We start from the raw sequence: 19,339 nt of genomic DNA, 5'->3' as shown, positions 1-19,339 counted from the left end.
GTGTCCGGCGCCTACGACCTGGTCTCCATCGGTCGGGTCAGCGCCGACATCTACCCGCTGCAGCTCGGCGTCGGGCTCGAGCAGGTGCGCACCTTCGAGAAGTTCCTCGGCGGTAGCGCCACCAACGTGGCCGTGGCCGCAGCCCGTTATGGGCGCCACTGCGCACTGATCACCCGAACGGGGCACGACGCCTTCGGCCGGTACGTGCGCCAGGAGGCCGAGCGCCTCGGCGTGGACCCGGCATACATGACCGAGGTGGACGGACCCCCCACTCCGGTGACGTTCTGCGAGATCTTCCCGCCGGACGACTTCCCGCTGTACTTCTACCGGTACCCGACGGCCCCGGATCTGCTCATCGAGCCGGACACGTTGCCGCTGCAGGAGATACGGGACGCGCGGGTGTACTGGAGCACGGTCACCGGGCTCTCGCAGGAACCGAGCCGGGCCGCGCACTTCACCGCCTGGGAGCACCGCGGGCGGCGGGAGCACACCATCCTCGACCTCGACTACCGCCCCATGTTCTGGGCCGACCCCGCGGAGGCGAGCGAACAGGTCGACAAGGCTCTCCAGCACGTGACTGTCGCCGTGGGCAACCGCGAGGAGTGCGAGATCGCGGTCGGCGAGGCCGATCCGGAGCGCGCCGCCGACGCCCTCCTCGATCGAGGCCTCGAGCTCGCGATCGTCAAACAGGGTGCTCGTGGCGTCCTCGCCGCGACACGCGAGCAGCGGATCGAGGTCCCGTCCTTCCCCGTCGACGTCGTCAACGGCCTCGGCGCCGGCGACGCCTTCGGCGGCGCCCTGGTGCACGGACTCATCGCCGGCTGGCCCCTGCGAGACGTCCTCGAGTTCTGCAACGTCGCCGGAGCGATCGTCGCCTCCCGGCTGGAGTGCTCGACGGCAATGCCGACCGAGACCGAAGTGCGTGAGGCGCTCGCGACAGGAGTGGTGTCGGTGCACCTCGGGGCGCTCGACCACGCGCAGGAGGGGCAGCGATGAGCACCACACCGGCCACCACGAGTCCGAGGCTGGACCCTGAGGCACTCGCCCTGCTCACCGAGACCCGGGTGAGGGCCCCGGGGGCCATCGCGGACCGCTGGCAGGCGCGAACGCGCCGCCCGCTCGTCGGCCCGGACGGGAGGCTGCTGATCGTGGCGGCTGACCACCCAGCCCGTGGCGCGCTCGGCGTGCGTGGCGACAAGCAGGCGATGGGCAGCAGGAGCGAGCTCATCGGCCGACTGGTGGAGGCGCTCTCGCGCCCTGGCGTGGATGGGGTGCTCGGCACCGCGGACATCCTCGAGGACCTGCTCCTGCTCGGCGCCCTGGAGGGCAAGGTCGTGATCGGCTCGATGAACCGAGGCGGCCTCCAGGGGGCGACTTTCGAGCTCGACGACCGCTTCACTGCCTACCGGGCGCAGGACATCGCCGCCCACGGCCTGGAAGGCGGAAAGATGCTCACCCGCATCGCGCACGACGACCCGGGCACGGCGCCAACCCTCGAAGCCAGCGCGAAGGCGGTCACCCAGCTCGCGGAGCACGGGTTGATGGCCATGGTCGAGCCCTTCATCTCGGTGCGGGAGGGCGGGCAAGTCGTCAATCGGCTCGACCCCGACTCGACCATCCTGTCGATGCACATCGCCGCCGGTCTCGGAGCCACCAGCGCGCACACCTGGCTCAAGCTGCCGGTCGTCGACGACCTCGCGCGCGTCATGGACGCGACGACGCTGCCGACGCTGCTGCTCGGAGGTGACCCGCAGACCTGCCCCGACGAGACCTACTCGTCGTGGGGTCAGGCACTTGAACTGCCGTCGGTGCGCGGGCTCGTCGTGGGCCGGGCCCTGCTCTACCCGCCCGACGGCGACGTCGCCGGCGCGGTCGACATCGCCGCCGGCCTGGTCCACGGGGAGGTCGGATGAGCCTCGGTCGCGACAACGACACCTGGGTGCGTCTCGCCGGTACGGCGATGCGGGATGGCTGGGACGTCGTCATCGACGACTCCGTGCCGGGCTGGTTGCACACCGGCCTCTATGCCGGGTCGCTCGCAGAGGGGGAGAGTCGCACTGTCGAGGCGGGCGAGCGAGAGCACGTGGTGGTCCCCCTGTCGGGCTCGGTTCGCGTGGTGGTTTCGGAGTCCGATGACGTGCTGCTGCTCGGCCGCGAGAGTGTCTTCACCGGGTCGACCGACGTCGCCTATGTGGCGCGCGACTCGGCCTTGACGGTGACCGCCGAGGGCGGCCCCGCGCGAGTCGCGGTGTGCGCCGCGAAGGCGACCACGCGGCATACGCCTGCGGTGCGGCACGTGTCGGCAGCCGAGGTGCCGGTCGAGGTGCGTGGCGCCGGGTCCTGCTCGCGCGAGGTCCGCAACTTCGGCATCCCCGAGGTGCTCGACGCGGACTCGATCATCGCCTGCGAGGTAATCACCCCGGCTGGCAACTGGAGCTCCTACCCGCCGCACAAGCACGACGAGGAGCGGCCGGGCGAGGAGACCGAGCTCGAGGAGATCTACTACTTCGAGACGCAGGCATCCGCCGGAAACGACACTGCGGATCCGGTTGGCTACCAACGGGTCTACGGCAGCGACGAGCGACCGATCGACGTCCTGGCCGAGGTGCGCAGTGGCGACGTCGTGCTCGTACCGTACGGGTGGCACGGACCCGCGACGGCTGCCCCGGACGCGGACCTCTACTACCTCAACGTCATGGCCGGCCCGGGAGAACATCGGGCCTGGCTGATCTGTGACGACCCGGCGCACGCCCGGGTGCGCGAGACCTGGACGACGCAGGACGTCGACCCCCGACTGGGCAAGGCAGGCAGCTGACATGGATGGGAACGACACCGCGACGGCGCGGCTCACCGTGGCGCAGGCCGTGGTCCGCTTTCTCGCGAACCAGTGGAGTGAGCGGGACGGCGAGCGCCAGAAGCTGTTTGCCGGCTGCTTCGGGATCTTCGGTCACGGCAACGTCGCGGGACTCGGCCAGGCACTGCTCCAGAACGAGCTCGCCGACCGCGAGGAGCGCCTTCGGTACGTGCTGGCGCGCAACGAGCAGGCGATGGTGCACACCGCGGTCGGCTACGCGCGGCAGAAGGACCGGCTGCAGACCTGGGCGTGCACGGCGTCGGTCGGGCCGGGCTCGACGAACATGCTGACCGGGGCCGCCCTCGCCACGATCAACCGGATACCGGTCCTGCTGCTGCCGTCAGGCACGTTCGCCACCCGCGCGTCCGCACCGGTGCTCCAGGAGCTCGAGGTCCCGTACGCCGCAGACGTGACCGTCAACGATGCGTTCCGCCCGCTGTCGCGGTTCTTCGACCGGGTCAGTCGCCCCGAGCAGCTGGCATCGGCCCTTCTCGGGGCGATGAGGGTCCTCACCGACCCGGTCGAGACGGGGGCGGTGACCATCGCCCTGCCCCAGGACGTCCAGGCAGAGGCGTTCGACTTCCCCGCCGCGCTCTTCGCCGAGCGCGTGTGGCACGTCGCTCGCCCGCCCGCGGAGGCTGCGCGGATCGTGGCCGCGGCAGACGTGATCCGAAGCGCGAAGCGACCGATGGTGGTTGCGGGCGGTGGGGTGCACTACTCCGGGGCGGAGTCGGCGCTGGCAGCGTTCTGCGAGGCGACCGGCATCCCGGTCGGTGAGACCCAGGCCGGGAAGGGGTCGCTGCTGCACGGCCACCCCCAGCTGGTTGGGGCCGTGGGCTCCACCGGCACCAGCGCGGCGAACTCGCTCGCCCGTGATGCCGATGTCGTCATCGGCATAGGGACGCGATGGTCAGACTTCACCACGGCGTCGCGAACTGCCTTCCAGGCCAGTGGGGTCCGCTTCGTGAATGTCAATGTCGCCGGGTTCGACGCCGGCAAGCATGCGGGGCTTTCGGTGGTCGCCGACGCCCGTGAGGCCCTGACAGCCCTCACCACGGCCCTGGAGGCGTATGCCGTTGATCCCGCCTACCGCGAACGGCAGCGCGAGCTGTGGCGGTCGTGGGACCAGGACGTGGAGGCGGCCTACCACCCACCGACGGAGGTGACGGCGAAGCTCGCCGAAGGCGTGCTGACCCAGGGTGAGGTGCTCGGGGTCGTCAACGAGCTGTCGGACCCGCGCGACGTCGTCCTCTGCGCTGCCGGCTCGATGCCCGGAGACCTGCACAAGCTGTGGCGGGTCCGGGACCGCAAGGCCTACCACGTCGAGTACGGCTACTCCTGCATGGGCTACGAGGTGCCGGCGTCCCTGGGGATCCGCCTGGCTGACCCGACCCGCGACGTGTTCGCCATGGTGGGGGACGGCGGCTACCTCATGATGCCGACCGAGCTCGTCACCGCGGTGCAGGAGCGGATCAAGGTCGTGGTCGTCCTCGTCCAGAACCACGGCTTCCACTCGATCGGCTCGCTCTCCGAGTCGCTCGGGTCGCAGCGGTTCGGCACGTCCTACCGCTACCGCTCCGAGGAGTCAGGCCGGCTGGACGGCCGGCTGCTCCCCGTCGACCTCGCGGCCAACGCCCGAAGCCTGGGCGCCCACGTCATCGAGGTGCACTCGCGCGATGAGCTCGAGGCCGCGGTCACAGAGGCCAAGGCGGCGCCCGCAGACGGCGGCCCGGTCGTCATCCACGTGGAGACAGACCCGCTCGTCGGCGCGCCCGACAGCGAGTCGTGGTGGGACGTGCCGGTCTCGCAGGTCAGCGAGCTCGACAGCACGAGATCCGCCTACGCGGCATACGGGAAGCGCAAGGCGACCCAGCGCCCGCTCGTCTCCCCAACCCAGCCGGGGGACCCGCCCTGACCGCTTGGCGGCCCGACGATGGGCCAGGCGCACGGCGGGGGATCCCTGCGGTTCTCAGCATCTCTGTGGTGCTCAGGATGACCGTGGTGCTCGGTCTGGGCTCAGCGCGAGGCTGAGCCCAGACCGAGGTCGTGCCCGCCGGGTCAGGCGGTGGTCCTGGCCTTGACCGCCAGCACCGCGCAGGGCGCGTCGAGCAAGACCTGTTGCGAGGTGCTGCCCAGGAAGAGCTTGCCCACCGGCGTGCGGTGACGAATGCCGATGACGATCAGCTCCGCCGACTCGGCCGCGGCGACGCGCAGGATCTCCTCGGCGGCCCCGAGCCCGCTGGTGGCCTGGAGGACCTCGTGGGCCAGGCCCGCATCGCGCAGCTCGCGCCCGATCGCGTCGATGTCCTCCGCGGTGGCGAAGCTCGGGGTGGCGAAGTCCCCGTTCTGGCCGGTGTTGACGACCACGAGCCTGCACTCCCGGAGCAGCGCTTCCTCCTTCGCCCGCTCGAAAGCAGCGATCCCCTGCGGCGTCGGGATGTAGCCGACGACGACCGTGCCGGTCACGGCGAGCCCTCGAGGCGCTTGGCGCCCGTCATGATGGCGACACCCTCGCCCATGTCGTGCGACTGGGGCGTGATGACCCCGGCCCGGCCACCCAGTCGCTGGATGTGGATGCGGTCGGCGACCTCCCACACGTGCGGCATGTTGTGGCTGATGAGGATGATCGACAGGCCCTTGTCACGCAGCTGCTTGACCATGTCGAGCACCATTCCCGACTCCTTGACACCCAGTGCCGCAGTCGGCTCGTCGAGGACGACGAGCTTGCTCCCGAACGCTGCCGCCCGGGCGACGGCGACGGCCTGGCGCTGACCTCCGGAGAGCGTCTCGACGGCCTGGTTCATGTTCTGGATCGTCTGGATCCCGAGGTCCTGCACCGAGGCACCCGCGCGCTTCTCCATGCCCCTCTTGTCGAGCATCCGCAGCACCGAACCGAGCGGTCCCTTGCGACGTTCCTCGCGGGCGAGGTAGAGGTTGCTGGCGATGTCGAGGGCAGGGATGACGGCCAGCTGCTGGTAGACCGTCTCGATCCCCGCCTCACGGGCATCCTGGGGCTTCTTGAAATGGACCGGTTGACCGTTGAGGGTGATCTCCCCGGAGTCGGGGACGTAGGCCCCGGTGAGGCACTTGATGAGAGTCGACTTGCCGGCACCGTTGTCGCCGATGACCGCGAGCACCTCGCCGGGGTAGAGGTCGAGGTCGACTCCGTCGAGACCGACCACGCGCCCGAACGTGATGACGAGCTTGCGGGCCGACAGGACGGGCTCCTGGCTGTAGACGTGCTCCTTCCCAGCCGGGACGCCACCGTGGGCCACCTCGAGGGTGCTCGTGCTCATGACTTCACCTTCCTGATCCACTGGTCGACCGCGACGGCGAGGATGACGAGCAGGCCCGTCGCGAGGACTCGCCACTGCTGGTTGACCCCCATCTGGGAGAGCCCGAAGTCGAAGGTCTGGACGATCAGCGCACCGATGAGGGTGCCGATCAGCCGACCTCGACCACCGAAGAGGCTGGTGCCGCCGATGACGACGGCCGTGATCGAGTCGAGGTTGGCGGTGGGCGCCGCGTTGGGCGTCGCCGCACCGGCGCGACCGATGAGGATCCAGGCGGCGAGGCCGTAGATCAGGCCGGCCACGGTGTAGACGGCCAGCAGGATCCGCTTGCTCGGCACACCGGAGAGGCGGGCCGACTCGGCGTCGTCACCAACGGCATAGACGTAGCGGCCCCATGCCGTCTGGGAGAGCACGAAAGCCATCACCGCGTACATCACGACGACGAGGACGATGCCCCACGTCAGGCGGAAGTTCCCGATCCCGAAGTCGTTGCCGAGCGCGTTCAGCAGGCCCGGCAGGTGCTCGGCCTGGATGCTCTCGCCGCCGGAGTAGAGCAGGGCGATGGCCGTGAAGATGCTCAGCGTGCCCAGGGTGACGATGAACGGAGGCAGGTTGATGCGGGTCACCAGCAGCCCGTTGAGGAAGCCGGCCACGATCGCGAGGACCAAGCCGATGAGCAGCCCGAGCAGGCCCGGCATCCCGCCATCCTTGGTCAGCGTGGCCATCACCATCATCGACAGAACCATGACGGCGCCCACCGAGAGGTCGATGCCGGCGGTGAGGATGACCAGCGTCTGGCCGACCGCCAGCGCGGCGACGACCGCGGTCTGCTGGAGCAGGATGCCCATCGAGTTTGCGGTGAGGAAGGTGGGTGTGGCGATGAAGAACGCCACGAACGCGACGAGGAGCAGGAAAAGTGGGCTCAGCCACGGCTTGCCGTGCAGCTGGTGCTGCACCCTCTGGACCGGCGACTGCTGTCGCCGAGCGAACTCGGCGGCTGCAGAGGTGACCTGTGTGCTCATGGTCAGTTGCCCCAGCAGATCTTGGAACCCTCGTCGGACGTGATGCTGTCGACGCCGGTCACCTTCTTGTCGGTGACCAGGGCGACCCCGGTGTCGAAGAAGTCCAGTCCGGGAGTGGTCTTGGGCTTCTCGCCGCCGCGGGCGATCTTGGCGATCGCCTCCATCCCGAGGGTGGCCATCTTCAACGGATACTGCTGGGCCGTGGCACCGATGACGCCGCTCTTGACGCTGCCGACGCCGGCGCAGCCGCCGTCGACCGAGACGATGAGGGCCGTCTTGCCGGCAGCCTTGAGGGCTTTATCGGCGCCGACCGCGGTGGGCTCGTTGATCGTGTAGACGAGGTTGATGTTGGGGTTCTTCGCCAGGCACTTCTCCATCGCCGAGCGGCCGCCGTCTTCGGCGCCCTGTCCGGCTTCGTTGCAGACGATCGTGTAGTCGCCACCCTTGCCACCGGTGTACTTGCCGGTCTTGGCCTCGTCGCCGTTCTTCTTGGGGTCGTTCACCGGGATGCCCATGCCCTCGAGGAAGCCCTGGTCGCGGTTGTAGTCCACTGAGACGATCTTGTCGTTGAACAGGTCCAACAGGGCGATGACCGCGGGCTTGCCGTCCATCTGCATCGCGGCCCACTGGCCGTCGAGCTTGCCCGCGTTGCGGTTGTTGGTGGCGAAGGTGATGTCCACGGTGCTGGCCGGGTCGGGCGGGGTGTCCAGCGCGATGACGAACAGGCCCGCCTTGCGCGCCTTCTCGATAGCGGCATTGACGCCGGTGCTCATCGGGGTGATGAGGATTCCCTTGTCGCCGCGGGCGACCGAGTTCTCGATGGCGGTGATCTGACCCTGGTCGTCCCCCTCCTGCTTGCCGGAGGCGACGGTGAGCTTCACGTTGTTCTTGGCGGCGTCCGCCTTGGCGCCCTTCTGCATGGCGACGAAGAACGGGTTGGTGGAGTCCTTGGTGATCAGGCTGACACCGACTGCCGCCTTGCCGCCGCTCCCGGCGGTGTCGCTCGAGCTGGATCGGTTGCAGGCGCCCAGTGCGAGCGCAGTCGAGCCCGCGAGGGCGATGGCGAGCGTCCGCCGAACGGAGCGGTTGTGCAAGGTGCTGTGACGCATGGTGTCTCCCATCTCAAGCGGCTTCCGTGCCGCGTGACAACGTTGTCAAGAGAATTTGTAGTCGGCAGTTGTGCATTTGTCAACGGTTCCTGTACAACTGCACTCGTGATCGTGACATCGTTGTCAAAGACCCAGCGCCGCCCCCCACGTGCCACCATGCGGGAGGTGGCAGCCCTCGCTGGCGTCAGCCTCAAGACGGTGTCCCGGGTGGTGAACCGCGAGGGCGGCGTCTCCAGCGACGTCGTCAGCCGGGTCGAGCGGGCCGTCGCGCAGCTTGGCTACCGCCCCAACCTCGCCGCCAGCAACCTGCGCCGCGGGCACGGCAAGACCGCCATGGTGGGTGCGCTGCTGCAGGATGTGAGCAACTCCTTCTCGGCCAGCCTCCTGCGCAGCCTCGAGGACGCAGCCCGTGACCGCGATGTCGTCATCGTCGCGTCCAGCCTCGACGAGGAGCCCGAACGCGAGCGCGTGCTCGTGGAGAACCTCGTGCGTCGCCGTGTCGACGGCCTGCTGCTCATGCCCGCGACGGCGCGTCAGGAGTACCTCGCGGACGACCTGCGCAGCGGCCTGCCCATCATGTTTGTGGACCGTCGGCCCAACGGGGTCGACACCGACTCGGTCACCATCGACAACGACCTGGGCGCCAGGCTGGCTGTGAACCACCTCATCGCGCACGGTCACCGCCGCATCGCCTTGCTCGGCGACCTGACGTCGATCCAGACGGCCCGCGCGCGGCACGACGGCTATCTGTCAGCACTCCTGGAGGCCGGTATCGAGCCGGATCCCAGACTTGTCGCCACCTCCCTGCGGTCGTCCGAGGACGCGATTGACGCGCTCGGGCGCCTGCTCGACGGAAGGGAGCCGCCGACGGCCATCTTCGCGGCGCGAAACTCGTTGGCAGTGGGTGCTATTCGCACACTGCACCACCGCGGACTGGCCGGACGGATCGCCCTCGTTGGTTTCGACGACTTCCCGTTGGCAGACATCGTCGACCCGCCGCTCACGGTGGTTCGGCAGAATGTAGGAGCCATCGGGGCGCAGGTCGCGGCGCGGTTGTTCGCCCGCATCGACGGCGACACCTCGGCTCCGCGCCATGTCGTGATCAAGCCCGAGCTGATCCCCCGGGGCTCGGGCGAGATCCGCCCCTAAGTCCATCGGCCGGATGGCTTTGGGCGGGGCGTGACGACGGGGCCGCAGCGCCGAGATTTCGTGGCGGCAGGGCAGAGGGCTTCTGGTGGTGCCCCATACAGCCGAATGGCCCCGCGCTGCCGCGGTCAGGAGCTACCGCTCCACGGGGCCGGCGACAGGACCCAGATCATCTCGGCCGTCCTCGAGGCGCTGGTGTTCTCCCAGGTGTGCGGCTCGCCGCCGGGGAACGTCAGCGCATCGCCCGCAGTCAGCCGTTGGCGGCGGTCCGAGAAGACGAGCTCGACCACGCCCTTGAGGACGTACAGGACCTCGAGCTCGCAGTTGATGGTGTACAGGTCGGCCCCTCCGGTGGCGCCCGGCTCCGCGAAGGTGTGAACGAGCTGGACCTTGGCCTGGCCGCGAGGCGTCATGAGCTGCTCGCTGACGCCGGTCCCGCCCAGGTTGATGGCAGGCGCCGACTCGCGGCGGACGAGGGCGACCTCGGGCGCACTGAACAGTGAGCCGACGTCGACGCTCATCACCTCGCAGAGGGTGATGAGGGAGCTGACGCTGAGTGAGGTCTCGTCGCGCTCGACCCGGCTGAGGAACCCCTTGGTCAGCCCTGAGGAGCTGGCCAGCTGCTCGAGGGTGAAGCCGTTGGCCTTCCTCGCTGCGCGCAGGCGCGCACCGAGTCGAACTCCGTTGTGGGTGGGGGAGACGGGGACCGGGCGCATCTGTGGATCCTCTCGCACTGGTGGCGGGCTGCGTCCAAATTCTGCTGCACCCCTTGACATCCCATCATGCCTGCCCGATCCTCAGTGCACAACCTTTGTTGCGTCACACGAAACATCAATGGAGATGACCATGCAGCTTCGACACCTCGCACTCGCCGGCACCATCGCGGCGGTGACCCTCGCGTCCGGCTGCGCAGCCCCGGACCAGAAGGCCGCCGGCGCCAACGGCACCAGCGGCAGCCAGACGTCGTCGGTCGGCTCGCTCGCCAAGGACGACGCCGCGGCCGCCAAGCTCCCGGCCGCGATCAAGTCCTCCGGGACGGTGCGGGTCGCCTCGGGCGTGAGCTTCCCGCCCATGGAGTTCTTCGACACCGACAACAAGACCGTCCTGGGGTTCGACGCCGACCTGGGGGCCGCCCTCGGCCAGGTCCTCGGCGTGAAGTTCGACTTCCAGAACACCAACTTCGACGGCATCATCGGCGGCCTCGACGCCGGCCGGTACGACCTGTCGCTCACGAGCATGATCGACAAGAAGTCCCGCCAGACCACCGTCGACTTCATCGACTACCTCAACTCGGGCGTGACCTTCATGGTCAAGAAGGGCAACCCGGCCCATCTCAAGGACAAGCTCGACCTGTGCGGGAAGTCGGCGGCCGTGGAGAAGAGCGCCACCGGCGACCTGTCCGTCGACGACATCTCCAAGGAGTGCACCGCGGCGGGCAAGCCTGCGGTGAACAAGCAGCCCTTCCCGGACCAGGCCAGTGCCGTGCAGGCGCTGCAGTCCGGCCGCGCGGATGCCGTCGTCGCGCTCGACCTGACACTGGCCTACAACGTCAAGCAGGCCCCCAACGCCTTCGAGGTCCCCGCGAAGCCGTTCGGCACCCTGCCTGTCGGCATCCCGGTGCCCAAGAAGAGCCCTGAGCTGCGAGACGCGGTCCGGGCTGCCCTTCTCAAGGTCATCGAGTCGGGTACGTACGACCAGCTCCTGGCCAAGTGGAACCTGCAGGACCAGGCGCTCAAGGGCGCGCCGCTCAACTCCGGGAGCTGACCATGACCACAGACGTCGCGCAGTCCATCGAGGCGGGGCATGCCGAGGAGCCGGTCGTCCGGCTTCGGCACCCCGGCCGGTGGGTGGCTGCCGCCGTCCTGGTCGTCCTGGCGGCGATGTTCGTCAACTTCGTGGCGACCACGCAGCAACTGCGGCCAGATCTCGTGTTCGGCTACCTCTTCGAGCGGTCGATCCTGCGCGGCCTGCTCGTCACCATCGAGCTCACCGCTGCAGCCATGCTGGTCGGCGTCGTGCTCGGCACCGTGCTGGCCGTCATGCGCCTCTCCGAGAACCCGCTGCTGCGGGGAGTGGCGGGCGGCTACGTGTGGCTCTTCCGCGGGACTCCGATCCTGGTGCAGCTGCTCTTCTGGTTCTTCCTGGGTACGGTGCTTCCGAAGGTCAGCCTGGGGATCCCGTTCGGGCCAGAGTTCTTCAGCATCTCCAGCAACACCCTGATCACGCAGTTCGTGGCGGCCATCCTGGGACTGGGGCTCAACGAGGCGGCCTACATGGCCGAGATCGTGCGGGCCGGCATCGGCTCCGTGGACAAGGGCCAGGCGGAGGCGGCGCAGGCCCTGAGCATGAGCCCGGCCCTGACCTACCGCAGGATCGTGCTGCCCCAGGCAGCGCGGGTCATCGTGCCGCCCACGGCAAACGAGCTGATCTCGATGCTGAAGCTCACCTCGCTGTGCCTGGTCATCGGACTGCCCGAGCTGCTCACCACCGCACAGCTCATCTACGGACGCAACTTCCAGCAGATCCCGCTCCTGATCGTTGCCAGCATCTGGTACATCGTGCTGACCACCATCCTGACGGTGGTGCAGTCACGCATCGAACGCCGGATGAGCAGGGGAGTTCTCGGTGCCCAGGTGCGCCGCAACCGCTTCGCGATCGGAGGTCGCTGATGACCAGCACGACTGCCAGCCCTGCGCCGACGCCCATGGTCGAGGCCATCAACGTGCGCAAGCTGTTCGGCGACAACGAGGTGCTCAAGAGCGTCAACCTGACGGTCCGGGCCGGTGAGGTCGTGTCCTTCCTGGGTCCCTCCGGGTCGGGCAAGTCGACCTTCCTGCGGTGCATCAACCACCTCGAGCGGATCGACGGCGGGGAGATCAGCGTCAACGGCCACCTCGTGGGCTACCGACGCCACCACGGGAAGAAGTACGAGCTGAAGCCGAAGGAGGTCGCGGCTGCCCGGCGCGACGTGGGCATGGTCTTCCAGCGCTTCAACCTCTTCCCACACCTGACCGCGCTGCAGAACGTCATGGAGGCGCCCGTCTTCGTCAAGGGCGTCCCGAAGGCGCAGGCCCAGTCCCGAGCGCGCGAGCTGCTGGACCGGGTCGGGCTGGCCGACAAGCCGGCGGCCTACCCCGCCCAGCTCTCCGGGGGCCAGCAGCAGCGCGTCGCGATCGCCAGGGCGCTGGCCATGGAGCCGGCCCTGATGCTGTTCGACGAGCCGACGTCCGCGCTCGACCCCGAGCTCGTCGGCGAGGTGCTCGACGTCATGAAGAGCCTCGCCGCCGACGGGATGACCATGATCGTGGTGACCCACGAGATCGGCTTCGCCCGGGAGGTCTGCGACCGCGTCGTCTTCATGGATGGCGGCGTCATCGTCGAGGAGGGCAAGCCCCACGACATCTTCAGCAACCCGCAGCACGCACGAACCAAGTCCTTCCTCTCCAAGGTGCTCTGAAACATGACTCGTCATTCGTTCCGCGGTCCGGTCGACGCGACCGTCACTCCCCGCTACGGCGGCCCCGCGACCTTTGCCCGACTGCCCCGCCTCGACGAGGTCGAGCGGGCTGACATCGCGGTGCTGGGGGTCCCGTTCGACTCGGGCGTCAGCTACCGTCCCGGCGCCCGGTTCGGTCCGGGCCACGTGCGGGCCGCGTCCAAGCTGCTGCGCACCTACAACCCCGTCCAGGACATCGAACCGTTCGCGGTGCAGCAGGTGGCCGACGCCGGCGATGTCGCCTGCAACCCCTTCGACATCCTCGAGGCCGTCCGCCAGATCGACGACGCGGCCCGGGAGATCGCGGGCACCGGCGCCAAGCTCATGACGTTCGGAGGCGACCACACCATCGCGCTACCGCTCCTGCGCGTCCTGCACGAGCAGCACGGCGAGATCGCGGTGGTCCACCTCGACGCCCACCTCGACACCTGGGACACCTACTTCGGGGCTCCCATCACCCACGGCACGCCATTCCGGCGCGCCAGCGAAGAAGGCCTGATCGACAAGACGGGCAGCATCCACGTCGGCATCCGCGGCCCCCTCTACTCGCCGCAGGACCTCAGCGACGACCAGGTGCTCGGGTTCCAGGTCATCGGCTGCCACGACATGGACGACCTCGGCTGGAAGGGAGCCGTCGAGCGGGTGAAGGCCAGGGTGGGCGACCGGCCGACCTACGTGTCCCTCGACATCGACGTGCTCGACCCCGCCTTCGCCCCCGGCACCGGCACCCCAGAGGCGGGCGGCCTGACCAGTCGAGAGCTGCTCAACATCCTGCGGGCGTTCAAGGACCTCAACCTCGTGGGAGCCGACATCGTGGAGGTGGCGCCCGCCTACGACCACGCAGAGGTCACGGGGATCGCTGCCGCCCACGCGGCATACGAGCTCATCTCGGCGATGGCGCCACGTGAAGGGGCCGGCTCGTGAGCGAGACCGCCACTGGCGGCGCCGCCGTCATCGACTCCCTGGTGGCCCACGGGGTCACGGACGTGTTCGGCATCCCGGGGACGCACAACCTGGAGCTCTACCGCTACCTGCCCGCGTCCGGGATCCGCCACGTCGTCACGCGGCACGAGCAGGGCGCCGGGTATGCCGCGGACGGCTACGCGCGCGTCAGCGGACGTCCCGGGGTGCTCATCACGACCTCGGGGCCTGGCATCACCAATGCCGTCACCGCCCTCGCGACGGCCTATGCCGACTCCGTCCCCGTCCTCGCCGTCTCGCCCGGCCCGCCCCGCGGACGGGTCGGCGCGGACGTCGGCTGGCTGCACGAGGTGAAGAACCAGCAGGCGGCTCTGGACGCCGTGACCGGGCGCAGCATCCGCGCGGAGTCGGCGGACGACATCCCGGACATCGTCGCGGACATCTTCGAGGGCTTCGCGAGCCGGCGGCCGCGACCGGTGCACCTGGAGGTGCCGGTCGACGTCCTCGAGGGCGCCTGGGCCCGTATGCCGTGCGCTCGCCGCCCGCTGCCGACCGCGTCGCGCCCTGACCGCGCGGCCGTCGACGCGGTCGTGGCAGCGTTGGTCAGCGCCACCCGCCCCCTCATCGTCGCGGGCGGTGGCTCCCGCGCCGCAGCGGCCGAGCTGCGTGCGCTGGCCGGGCTCGGCATACCTGTCCTCACGACCGTCAACGGCAAGGGCGTCCTCGACGAGGCGCATCCTGCGGCACTGGGGGCGGGGGCCAGGCTCACTGCCGCCCACGACGCCGTCAACGAGGCCGACGTGCTGATCGTCGTCGGGTCCGAGCTGGGCGACTCCGACCTGTGGGGCGGGACCGTCGCTCCCGGTCGGCCCGGCGAGCGCACCGTGGTGCGCATCGACGTCGACCCCGGCCAGGCCCACAAGAACGTCCGAGCCGACCACGCCATCGTCGCCGATGCCCGGCTGGCCCTGCGGGACCTCGTGGATGGACTGCGCGACAAGGGGATCCCTGGTTGGGACCTCGCCCGAGCGACGACATTGCGAGGCCAGATCGATGCCGAGGCAGCCCAGTCCGGCGCTGCGTGGGAACCCATCCAGCGGTCCCTGGCGGCAGCGCTGCCCGCCGACTCGGTGGTTGCCGGCGACAGCTCACAGGTCACCTACTACGGCACCGTGCACACGTGGCCGTTCACGCCGGCCAACCGGCTGCTCTACCCGACCGGCTACGCGACGCTGGGCTACGGCCTGCCCGCCGCGATCGGTGCCAAGGTCGCTGCACCCGACCGGTCGGTCGTCGCCCTCTTCGGCGACGGCGCAGCGATGTTCTCCATCCAGGAGCTCATCACCGCCACGGAGCAGGGCCTGGCGATCCCCGTCGTGATCGTCGACAACGGCGGCTACGCGGAGATCCGCGAGCAGATGGTCGACCGGGGCATCCAGCCCCAGGCGGTGGACCTCTACCGTCCCGACATCCCGGCCCTGGCGAGGGCCATCGGCGCTCACGGCGTCGCGGCCACCTCTGTCGACGAGCTCGGACCCCTTGCGGCGCAAGCACTTTCGGCGGATCGGCCGACGGTCATCTACTACCACGTCTGACTGCCACCCACCGACACCTCCGACATCTACGGGAGCTCGTCATGCCTTCCTTGCGCAACATCGTCAACGGGCGGCCCGTGTCGTCGGCCGCCACGATGGAGTTCCACGACCCCGCCACCGGCGCTGTCCTCGGTGACGCACCGCTGTCGTCGGCAGCGGAGGTGGATGCGGCCATCGGTGCGGCCTCAGACGCCTTCGTCGGCTGGCGCCGGACCACCCCGGCCCAGCGCCAGCGCTCCCTGTTGCAGCTGGCAGACCTGGTCGAACAGCACCTCGAGGAGCTGCTGGAGTGCGAGGTCCGCAACACCGGCAAGCCCCGGGCGCTCACCCGCGGGCTCGAGCTGCTGCCGTGCATCGACCAGATCCGGTTCTTTGCCGGGGCGGCGCGGGTCCTGCAGGGTGTGGCCAGTGCGGAGTACGAAGCCGGCTTCACCTCCTCGGTCCGGCGCGAGCCGGTCGGGGTCGTCTCGCAGGTGACCCCGTGGAACTACCCGCTGATGATGGCGATCTGGAAGATCGCGCCGGCCGTGGCGGCCGGGAACACGGTGGTCCTCAAGCCCTCCGACACGACGCCCTGGTCCACCGTCCGGCTGGCCGAGCTGGCACAGGAGGTGCTGCCGCCAGGGGTGCTCAACGTCGTGTGTGGCGACCGCGACACCGGCCGCGCGCTGGTGTCGCACCCGCGACCGGACATGGTGGCCATCACCGGCAGCACCCGCGCCGGATCGCAGGTCATGGCGTCCGCCGCGGAGTCCCTGAAGAACGTCCACCTCGAGCTCGGCGGAAAGGCGCCGGCCGTGGTCTTCGACGACGTGGACCTGGCCGCAACGGCCGAAGCGATAGCGGGCGCCGGCTACTACAACGCCGGGCAGGACTGCACGGCGGCGACCCGGGTCCTGGTGCACCAGCGGGTGCACGACGAGTTCGTGGGGCTGCTGGCGTCCGCTGCCTCGGGGCAGCGGGCCGGACATCCCGACGAGGTCGACGTCGCGTTCGGCCCGGTGAACAGTGTGGCGCAGCAGGCGCAGGTGGAGGGCTTCCTCGAACGACTGCCCGCCCACGCGTCTGTGGTCGCGGGCGGGACGAGTCATGGCCCGGGCTACTTCGTCGACGCCACGGTCGTCGCGGGTGTGCAGCAGGACGACGAGGTGGTGCAGCGGGAGATCTTCGGACCGGTGCTGACGGTGCAGTCGTTCCGGGACGAGGCCGATACACTGGCCAAGGCCAACGGCGTCGACTTCGCCCTGGCCTCGAGCGTCTGGACCCGCGACCACGGCCGGGCGACCCGGTTGTCGGCCGACCTCGACTTCGGGGTCGTATGGGTCAACTGCCACCAGGTCATCCCGTCCGAGATGCCGCACGGCGGATTCAAGCAGTCCGGCGTCGGCAAGGACCTGTCGATCTTCGGGCTCGAGGACTACACCCGGATCAAGCATGTGATGAGCAGCCACGCCTCATGACCCTCACGACGCAGGAGCAGGCCGGGGTGCCCGCCGCCGCGGGGGCGCCACCTGCTCTCCGTAGCGGGCGACGCAGAAGGCGGCCAACCGGGTGGCAAAGCGGCTGATGGTCGCCGCGCCATGGTGGCCGCCATCCCACGCGGTATACAGGCTGATGCCCACCGGCCCGCTCGGCGTGTCAATAGCCAGCGGGTGAAGGTCGAACCGCGGGTCGTCCGAGACCACCGCCACTCCACGACCCGACGCGGCGACGGCCTGGGCCACCTCGGGCGAGCCGAACTCGTGGAGCTCGGTGTAGGCGAGGCGTGCCGACGCCACCGCACTGTCCAGCGCACGACGTGGGTGAAAGTCCTGTCTCTGCGTCAGGAGTCGACGCTCCACCAGCTCCTCGAGGGAGATGTGCCCTCGGTGCGCCCAGTCGTGCGTGCGGGGGACGTAGGCCCACACAGGCAGGTCAGCCAACGCCATCCCGGTGAACGTGACTGGGGGAGGCGTCGTGCCTATCGCGAGGTCGGCTCCTCTCGTCAGGGTGGTGTAGACCGAGGCTGGGACTTCCTCCAGCACGGCGGGCATCGGGTCGTCCGGCTCGAGGGTGGCGAGGAACGGGGCCACGACATCGGTCAGCGTGGTGCCGGGCGCGGCGATGGTGATGTGCTGGAGCCGACCGGCGGCGATCGAGGCGGCGATGCCGTGTGCCGCTTCTGCCTGGGCGACGAGCGAGCGGGCGACGGGGAGGAACTCGGCACCGGCCGCGCTCAACCGCAGCCTGCCCTCGTCGCGCACGAAGAGGTCGACCCCAATCTCCCGTTCGAGCTGGCGTATCTGGCGGGAGAGGGACGGCTGGGTGACGTGCACGGCCGTGGCGGCGGCGGTGACCGAGCCCTCGTCGGCGACCGCGATGACGTACCGAAGCGTGCGGATCTCCATACCATGCCTCCAAGGCATCGGAATCAGGCCAACTAGGTATTGGACAGCATGGCAGGTCGAGCCCGAGGCTGGGAGTCGACCACCCGGCATCCTCAGTCGTTTCCCTGTCCCACTGTCCTTCCCTGTCCACCAAGGAGATTCCATGTCCTCAGCCGTCGAGCAGCGCCGTCGCCTCGTTACCGCCATCCCCGGACCGCGGTCTGTGGCCATGCAGGCGCGCAAGGTGGCGACGGTCGCCGCCGGGGTCGGCACAGGGCTCCCGGTGTACATCGAGCGCGCCGCAGGAGGTGTTCTCGTCGACGTCGACGGCAACCATCTCATCGACTTCGGCTCCGGCATCGCCGTGACCACCGTCGGCAGCTCCGCCCCCCGCGTGGTCGAGCGTGTCCAGGCACAGGTCGAGGAGTTCACCCACACCTGCTTCATGGTGACGCCGTATGAGGAGTACCTGGCGGTCTGCGAGAAGCTCGCCGCTCTCACGCCCGGGACGCACGACAAGCGGTCGGCGCTGTTCAACTCCGGCGCCGAAGCCGTCGAGAATGCCGTGAAGATCGCCCGGGTGTTCACCGGTCGCACGGCTGTCGTGGCCTTCGACCACGCCTACCACGGGCGCACCAACCTCACCATGGCCCTGACCGCGAAGAACATGCCCTACAAGCAAGGCTTCGGGCCGTTCGCCTCCGAGGTGTACCGGGTCCCGATGGCCTACCCGTACCGCTGGGTGGGTGAACGCACGCGGGTGGCCGACGAGGCTTTCGAGGCCTTCACCTCACAGGTGCATGCCCAGGTCGGCGAGGAGAACGTCGCGGCCGTGATCATCGAGCCGATCCAGGGCGAGGGCGGGTTCATCGTGCCCCCGAAGGGTTGGCTCAAGCGGGTCGCCGACTGGTGTCGTGAGCACGGCATCGTCTTCATCGCCGACGAGATCCAGACCGGCTTCTGCCGGACGGGTGACTGGTTCGCCTGTGACCACGAGGGCGTCGTGCCCGACCTCATCACGACGGCCAAGGGGATTGCCGGAGGGCTGCCGCTGGCCGCCGTCACCGGGCGCGCGGAGATCATGGACGCCGTGCACGCGGGCGGGCTGGGCGGTACCTACGGCGGCAACCCGGTGGCGTGTGCTGCCGCCCTCGGGGCGATCGAGACGATGGAGGCCGAGGACCTGTGCGGTCGCGCGCGCGAAGTCGAGGCCCTGTTCACCGAACGGCTGCGGCAGCTCGCGGAGAAGTTCGACGTCATCGGCGAGATCCGTGGGCGTGGCGCAATGCTTGCCGTCGAGCTGGTCGCGGGGGGCGGCGACGAGAGTCCCAACCCGGCGCTCACCTCGCGGGTCAGTGCGTTCTGTCACCAGCAGGGACTGGTCACGCTCACGGCAGGCACCTACGGCAACGTCCTGCGGTTCCTGCCGCCGCTGGCCATCTCGGACGACCTCCTCCACGAGGGTCTCGACATCCTCGAGCAGGCCTTCGTGGCCAACGCCTGAGAGTGAGTCCTGCACAGTCTCGAAAGCCGCTGA

18 protein-coding genes are annotated in these 19,339 nt (G+C 69.4%); 12 read left to right on the top strand and 6 right to left on the bottom strand.

Translation table 11 applies throughout. The features are described 5' to 3' along the window. Genes iolC through iolD form a run of 4 tightly spaced genes read left to right on the top strand, consistent with a single transcriptional unit; the run spans nucleotide 1 to nucleotide 4,769 of the window. Complete coding sequence (gene iolC / locus BJ986_RS03205) at nucleotides 1-996, top strand: 5-dehydro-2-deoxygluconokinase (protein WP_179420696.1); 996 nt, start codon at nucleotides 1-3, stop codon at nucleotides 994-996. Then, a complete protein-coding gene (locus BJ986_RS03200) occupies nucleotides 993-1,913 on the top strand; it encodes a Cgl0159 family (beta/alpha)8-fold protein (protein ID WP_179420695.1) in 921 nt (306 codons plus the stop codon). The genes iolC and BJ986_RS03200 overlap by 4 nt, the downstream gene beginning before the upstream one ends. Beyond that, on the top strand, nucleotides 1,910-2,815 hold the full coding sequence (iolB, locus tag BJ986_RS03195) for a 5-deoxy-glucuronate isomerase (RefSeq protein ID WP_179420694.1): 906 nt from the start codon (nucleotides 1,910-1,912) through the stop codon (nucleotides 2,813-2,815). Before BJ986_RS03200 ends, iolB begins: the two co-directional genes overlap by 4 nt. A gap of 1 nt (nucleotide 2,816) precedes the next feature. Then, nucleotides 2,817-4,769, top strand: coding sequence for a 3D-(3,5/4)-trihydroxycyclohexane-1,2-dione acylhydrolase (decyclizing) (iolD, locus tag BJ986_RS03190; RefSeq protein WP_179420693.1), 1,953 nt, complete (start codon nucleotides 2,817-2,819; stop codon nucleotides 4,767-4,769). 143 nt (nucleotides 4,770-4,912) lie between these two features. On the opposite strand, the gene BJ986_RS03185 is transcribed toward iolD, so the two are convergent. The 4 genes from BJ986_RS03185 to BJ986_RS03170 are packed head-to-tail and all read right to left on the bottom strand — an operon-like array spanning nucleotide 4,913 to nucleotide 8,278. Continuing rightward, entirely contained in the window at nucleotides 4,913-5,320 is a 408-nt protein-coding gene (locus BJ986_RS03185) for a universal stress protein (RefSeq protein ID WP_179420692.1), read from the bottom strand. Next, nucleotides 5,317-6,150: an ATP-binding cassette domain-containing protein gene (locus tag BJ986_RS03180; RefSeq protein ID WP_179420691.1), complete on the bottom strand. Its 834-nt coding sequence runs from the start codon at nucleotides 6,148-6,150 to the stop codon at nucleotides 5,317-5,319. Before BJ986_RS03180 ends, BJ986_RS03185 begins: the two co-directional genes overlap by 4 nt. Then, nucleotides 6,147-7,169: an ABC transporter permease gene (locus tag BJ986_RS03175; RefSeq protein ID WP_179420690.1), complete on the bottom strand. Its 1,023-nt coding sequence runs from the start codon at nucleotides 7,167-7,169 to the stop codon at nucleotides 6,147-6,149. Before BJ986_RS03175 ends, BJ986_RS03180 begins: the two co-directional genes overlap by 4 nt. Before the next feature lie 2 nt (nucleotides 7,170-7,171). Next, a complete protein-coding gene (locus BJ986_RS03170; protein WP_179420689.1) occupies nucleotides 7,172-8,278 on the bottom strand; it encodes a substrate-binding domain-containing protein in 1,107 nt (368 codons plus the stop codon). 156 nt (nucleotides 8,279-8,434) lie between these two features. On the opposite strand from BJ986_RS03170, the gene BJ986_RS03165 reads away from it, so the two are divergent. Continuing rightward, nucleotides 8,435-9,427 (top strand): LacI family DNA-binding transcriptional regulator, encoded by a 993-nt coding sequence (locus BJ986_RS03165; RefSeq protein WP_179423423.1) that lies wholly within the window; start codon nucleotides 8,435-8,437, stop codon nucleotides 9,425-9,427. Nucleotides 9,428-9,552: 125 nt separating this feature from the next. Here BJ986_RS03165 and BJ986_RS03160 read toward each other — a convergent pair whose 3' ends face one another. Next, a complete protein-coding gene (locus tag BJ986_RS03160) occupies nucleotides 9,553-10,140 on the bottom strand; it encodes a cupin domain-containing protein (protein WP_179420688.1) in 588 nt (195 codons plus the stop codon). A gap of 130 nt (nucleotides 10,141-10,270) precedes the next feature. On the opposite strand from BJ986_RS03160, the gene BJ986_RS03155 reads away from it, so the two are divergent. Genes BJ986_RS03155 through BJ986_RS03130 form a run of 6 tightly spaced genes read left to right on the top strand, consistent with a single transcriptional unit; the run spans nucleotide 10,271 to nucleotide 16,896 of the window. Next, nucleotides 10,271-11,188, top strand: a complete 918-nt coding sequence (locus BJ986_RS03155; RefSeq protein WP_179420687.1) for an ABC transporter substrate-binding protein — start codon at nucleotides 10,271-10,273, stop codon at nucleotides 11,186-11,188. Nucleotides 11,189-11,190: 2 nt separating this feature from the next. Continuing rightward, nucleotides 11,191-12,093 carry an amino acid ABC transporter permease gene (locus BJ986_RS03150; protein WP_179420686.1) on the top strand — a complete coding sequence of 301 codons (903 nt, stop codon included), beginning with the start codon at nucleotides 11,191-11,193 and terminating at the stop codon, nucleotides 12,091-12,093. Beyond that, the gene (locus BJ986_RS03145) at nucleotides 12,093-12,881 is read left to right on the top strand and encodes an amino acid ABC transporter ATP-binding protein (RefSeq protein WP_272955360.1); all 789 of its coding nucleotides are present in this window, start codon (nucleotides 12,093-12,095) and stop codon (nucleotides 12,879-12,881) included. The genes BJ986_RS03150 and BJ986_RS03145 overlap by 1 nt, the downstream gene beginning before the upstream one ends. 3 nt (nucleotides 12,882-12,884) lie before the next feature. Next, nucleotides 12,885-13,844, top strand: coding sequence for an agmatinase (speB, locus tag BJ986_RS03140; RefSeq protein WP_179420685.1), 960 nt, complete (start codon nucleotides 12,885-12,887; stop codon nucleotides 13,842-13,844). Then, nucleotides 13,841-15,436, top strand: coding sequence for a thiamine pyrophosphate-binding protein (locus BJ986_RS03135; RefSeq protein WP_179420684.1), 1,596 nt, complete (start codon nucleotides 13,841-13,843; stop codon nucleotides 15,434-15,436). Before speB ends, BJ986_RS03135 begins: the two co-directional genes overlap by 4 nt. A 41-nt stretch (nucleotides 15,437-15,477) precedes the next feature. Further along, complete coding sequence (locus BJ986_RS03130; RefSeq protein WP_179420683.1) at nucleotides 15,478-16,896, top strand: gamma-aminobutyraldehyde dehydrogenase; 1,419 nt, start codon at nucleotides 15,478-15,480, stop codon at nucleotides 16,894-16,896. 3 nt (nucleotides 16,897-16,899) lie between these two features. On the opposite strand, the gene BJ986_RS03125 is transcribed toward BJ986_RS03130, so the two are convergent. Beyond that, nucleotides 16,900-17,823 carry a LysR family transcriptional regulator gene (locus tag BJ986_RS03125; RefSeq protein WP_179420682.1) on the bottom strand — a complete coding sequence of 308 codons (924 nt, stop codon included), beginning with the start codon at nucleotides 17,821-17,823 and terminating at the stop codon, nucleotides 16,900-16,902. A 142-nt stretch (nucleotides 17,824-17,965) separates the two neighbouring features. Between BJ986_RS03125 and gabT the strand changes: the two genes are divergently transcribed. Then, entirely contained in the window at nucleotides 17,966-19,306 is a 1,341-nt protein-coding gene (gene gabT / locus BJ986_RS03120; RefSeq protein ID WP_179420681.1) for a 4-aminobutyrate--2-oxoglutarate transaminase, read from the top strand. Nucleotides 19,307-19,339 lie beyond the last annotated feature (33 nt).

Origin of the sequence: Pedococcus badiiscoriae (assembly GCF_013408925.1) — a bacterium.
GTDB lineage: Bacteria > Actinomycetota > Actinomycetes > Actinomycetales > Dermatophilaceae > Pedococcus > Pedococcus badiiscoriae.
Note: the sequence above shows the minus strand (reverse complement) of the source record. Positions and strands in the feature narration are given on the sequence as shown.

Excerpts from the sequence above, each read along its gene's own strand:
- BJ986_RS03200 (WP_179420695.1), top strand. The coding sequence starts at position 993 with ATGAGCACCACACCGGCCACCACGAGTCCGAGGCTGGACCCTGAGGCA.
- iolB (WP_179420694.1), top strand. The coding sequence starts at position 1,910 with ATGAGCCTCGGTCGCGACAACGACACCTGGGTGCGTCTCGCCGGTACG.
- iolD (WP_179420693.1), top strand. The coding sequence starts at position 2,817 with ATGGATGGGAACGACACCGCGACGGCGCGGCTCACCGTGGCGCAGGCC.
- BJ986_RS03180 (WP_179420691.1), bottom strand. The coding sequence starts at position 6,150 with ATGAGCACGAGCACCCTCGAGGTGGCCCACGGTGGCGTCCCGGCTGGG.
- BJ986_RS03175 (WP_179420690.1), bottom strand. The coding sequence starts at position 7,169 with ATGAGCACACAGGTCACCTCTGCAGCCGCCGAGTTCGCTCGGCGACAG.
- BJ986_RS03170 (WP_179420689.1), bottom strand. The coding sequence starts at position 8,278 with ATGCGTCACAGCACCTTGCACAACCGCTCCGTTCGGCGGACGCTCGCC.
- BJ986_RS03165 (WP_179423423.1), top strand. The coding sequence starts at position 8,435 with ATGCGGGAGGTGGCAGCCCTCGCTGGCGTCAGCCTCAAGACGGTGTCC.
- BJ986_RS03160 (WP_179420688.1), bottom strand. The coding sequence starts at position 10,140 with ATGCGCCCGGTCCCCGTCTCCCCCACCCACAACGGAGTTCGACTCGGT.
- BJ986_RS03155 (WP_179420687.1), top strand. The coding sequence starts at position 10,271 with ATGCAGCTTCGACACCTCGCACTCGCCGGCACCATCGCGGCGGTGACC.
- BJ986_RS03150 (WP_179420686.1), top strand. The coding sequence starts at position 11,191 with ATGACCACAGACGTCGCGCAGTCCATCGAGGCGGGGCATGCCGAGGAG.
- BJ986_RS03145 (WP_272955360.1), top strand. The coding sequence starts at position 12,093 with ATGACCAGCACGACTGCCAGCCCTGCGCCGACGCCCATGGTCGAGGCC.
- speB (WP_179420685.1), top strand. The coding sequence starts at position 12,885 with ATGACTCGTCATTCGTTCCGCGGTCCGGTCGACGCGACCGTCACTCCC.
- BJ986_RS03130 (WP_179420683.1), top strand. The coding sequence starts at position 15,478 with ATGCCTTCCTTGCGCAACATCGTCAACGGGCGGCCCGTGTCGTCGGCC.
- BJ986_RS03125 (WP_179420682.1), bottom strand. The coding sequence starts at position 17,823 with ATGGAGATCCGCACGCTTCGGTACGTCATCGCGGTCGCCGACGAGGGC.
- gabT (WP_179420681.1), top strand. The coding sequence starts at position 17,966 with ATGTCCTCAGCCGTCGAGCAGCGCCGTCGCCTCGTTACCGCCATCCCC.